This is a genomic window from Streptomyces cavernae (assembly GCF_004023625.1).
Lineage (GTDB): Bacteria > Actinomycetota > Actinomycetes > Streptomycetales > Streptomycetaceae > Streptomyces > Streptomyces cavernae.
On record NZ_RPDJ01000107.1, the window covers coordinates 1 to 2,542 of the forward strand.

3 protein-coding genes and 2 pseudogenes are annotated in these 2,542 nt (G+C 67.4%); 2 read left to right on the forward strand and 3 right to left on the reverse strand.

Features of this window, described 5'->3' with window-relative positions; genetic code table 11:
- Positions 1-494: ABC transporter ATP-binding protein (locus EF387_RS46295; RefSeq protein ID WP_128382566.1), on the reverse strand; the 494-nt coding region annotated here is incomplete at its 3' end.
- A complete protein-coding gene (locus tag EF387_RS46300) occupies positions 491-1,015 on the reverse strand; it encodes a PadR family transcriptional regulator (RefSeq protein ID WP_128382567.1) in 525 nt (174 codons plus the stop codon). The genes EF387_RS46295 and EF387_RS46300, both read right to left, overlap by 4 nt.
- A 61-nt stretch (positions 1,016-1,076) precedes the next feature.
- Between EF387_RS46300 and EF387_RS50385 the strand changes: the two are divergent.
- Together EF387_RS50385 and EF387_RS49890 are read left to right on the forward strand one after the other, a co-directional pair.
- Positions 1,077-1,643: pseudogene (locus EF387_RS50385) on the forward strand (ISAs1 family transposase); the annotation flags it as partial.
- Between the two features lie 71 nt (positions 1,644-1,714).
- Complete coding sequence (locus EF387_RS49890; protein ID WP_420802716.1) at positions 1,715-2,086, forward strand: transposase; 372 nt, start codon at positions 1,715-1,717, stop codon at positions 2,084-2,086.
- 222 nt (positions 2,087-2,308) lie between these two features.
- Here the strand turns inward: EF387_RS49890 and EF387_RS47310 are convergent.
- Positions 2,309-2,542: pseudogene (locus tag EF387_RS47310) on the reverse strand (MerR family transcriptional regulator); the annotation flags it as partial.

The following is a 2,542-nucleotide window of genomic DNA, read 5'->3' on the forward strand; positions in this document are numbered from 1 at the left end:
AGCACCCGCGGACTGGTGACCAGGGAGCGGGCCACGGCGACCCGCTGACCCTGACCGCCGGAGACCTCGCCGGGCCGCTTGCCCTTGAGGTCGTCGACCTCCAGGCGCTCCATCCACGCCAGGGCGGTGCGCTCGGCCTCCTTGCGCCCGGTCCCGTTCAGCCGCAGCGGCAGGGCCACGTTCTCGACGCAGGTCAACTCCGGCACCAGCTGGCCGAACTGGAAGACGAAACCGAACTCGGAACGCCGCAGCGCACTGCGCTGGTAGTCGTTCATCCCCGACATCTCCCGGCCGTTGTACGTGATCGAGCCCGAGTCCGGTGTCACGATGCCGGCGAGGCAATGCAGGAGGGTCGACTTGCCGGAGCCCGAGGGTCCCATCACGGCCACGACCTCGCCCGGGTGGATGGAGAACTCGGCGCCGTCGAGGGCGTTCGTGGGGCCGTACGCCTTGCGCAGGTCGTGGGCCACGAGCAGGGAACCTGCGGGGGTCAACGGGTCACCGCCTCAGCGAGCTTGTCGAGGCGCGCGGCGGTGAGTTCCAGCCACCGCAGATCCGCCTCGAGGTGGAAGAGAGCATGGTCACAGATCAGCTGGTCGGCGAGGTCACCCTTGCGCTTGCGGTCGGTGAGGATCCGCATCATCCGCAGGTGCTCCGAACGCTGGGCGTCGAGGATGTCGGACGCATCACGGTCCGTCAGAAGCGCAAGGACGACCTTCGTGTACAGGGTCGACTGCAGATACAGCTCCGGCTTCTCCGGTGTGGCGAGCCACCGCTGGACATCGGTGACGCCCGCCTCGGTGATCGCGTACCGCTTCCGCTCCGGGCCCTCGCCCGCCTCTATCCCGTCGACCTCCACCAGGCCGTTCTTCAGCAGCCGGGACATCGTCGAATAGACCTGTCCGTAGTGCAGCGGCCGGTCGTGACCGAACTTCTCGTCGAAGGCCCGCTTCAGGTCGTAACCGTGACGGGGCCCGGACTCCAGGAGCCCTAGCAGCGTGTGACCGATGGACATGCGAAGCACTATACACACTGCGTATACACCATATGTATACGCAGTGTGTAGACCCACATGCATGCAGTTAAAGCGCAGTGAGGGCTTGCAGGTCAGAGTCGATTGTCACGGTTTTGATACCAAGCCGGGCCGTCGCTCCCCAGTGCCGGACCCCCTCAAAGGCGCGGGGACTGCACGACAAGCCCCCCACCAAGCCGACGGCCAACGGCGGCACTCCTACTCCTCGCCGCGGCAGCCTCCCCGAGAGGGGCGACCGCTGAATGGCGACCCGGTCGACGAGGCCGATGGCACGCAGGTCGGCCTGGCCGTGGACGGCAAGACGGTGCGCGGATCCCGCACCGACGGCGCAGCCGTCCACCTGCTCGCCGCCGCGCTCCACGCCTGCCAGACCGTGATCGCCCAGCGCCAGGTCGCTGCGAAGAGCAACGAAATCCTCGCCTTCGCCCCACTGCTGGACCGGATCGACCTGCGCGGCGTCGCCGTCACCGCCGACACGATGCACACCCAGCGCGCCCACGCCGAGCACGTCATCGCCGCCGGCGGCCACTACCTCCTGGTCGCCAAGGGAAACCAGAAGAAGCTGCGCAAGCAGCTGCGACACCTGCCCTGGCCCCAGATCCCGCTGCAGGCCCGCACCACGCAGGCCGGACACGGCCGCCGCGAGGTCCGCCGACTGAAGGTCCGCACCGTCCTCCCGGCCTGCTCTTCCCGCACGCCGTCCAGGCTATGGAGATCAAGCGCCGCCGCACCAACCGCAAGACCGGCAAGGCCGAGACGAAGACCGTCTACGCAGTCACCAGCCTCCCGCCCGAACGTGCCAGCCCGGCGCAACTCGCCGAACTCGTCCAGAACCACTGGTCAGTTGAGGCCCTGCACCACGTCAGAGACGTGACGTTCGGCGAGGACGCCTCGCGAGGACGCACCAGCACCGCACCCGGCGCCATGGCCACCCTGCGCAACCTTGCCATCGGACTCATGCGCCAAGCAGGCTGGACCAATATCGCCGCCGCAGCCGATCACTACCGGTCACGCCCCCACCACGCGACAGCCATGCTCCGGCTCACAGCCTGAAAACGCATCGCCCCTGAGGTTCAGACACACCCCCTCAGCACGAGGTGGCCGCTTCAAGGAGCGTCATCATGGTGTTCAACGAAGTGGGGAGTTTCAAGGAGCGTGGCCCGGGTTGTCGGCTGGTTTCCTGCTCGTGGAGTGTGCGGGCCGTGTCGAGAGGTCGAGACGCTGGCTTCGTGTCGGTGGCCAATCCGGGATCCTCACGCACGGCCACACCAGCGATCACCTGCCTGCGGAGAGGTCCCCGTAAAGGAGCCGTGTCGTGAGTTCGATGCACCGTGTCCGGGCCGCGGAGAAGCCATAGGGCATTTTGGTGGCCGCTTCGAAGGCGCTCATGTGGGTGTCCTCCTCGTCGCCCGTCAGGTCGGCGTCGTAGATCTCGAAGAGCTTCTCCTCGGCCTCGTCCATTCCGGCCGCTTCCATGGCCTGTTCCAGGGCCTTGTGGTGGGCGCAGTG

Coding starts and splice junctions, on each gene's coding strand:
- EF387_RS46300 (WP_128382567.1), bottom strand. CDS start 1,015: ATGTCCATCGGTCACACGCTGCTAGGGCTCCTGGAGTCCGGGCCCCGT.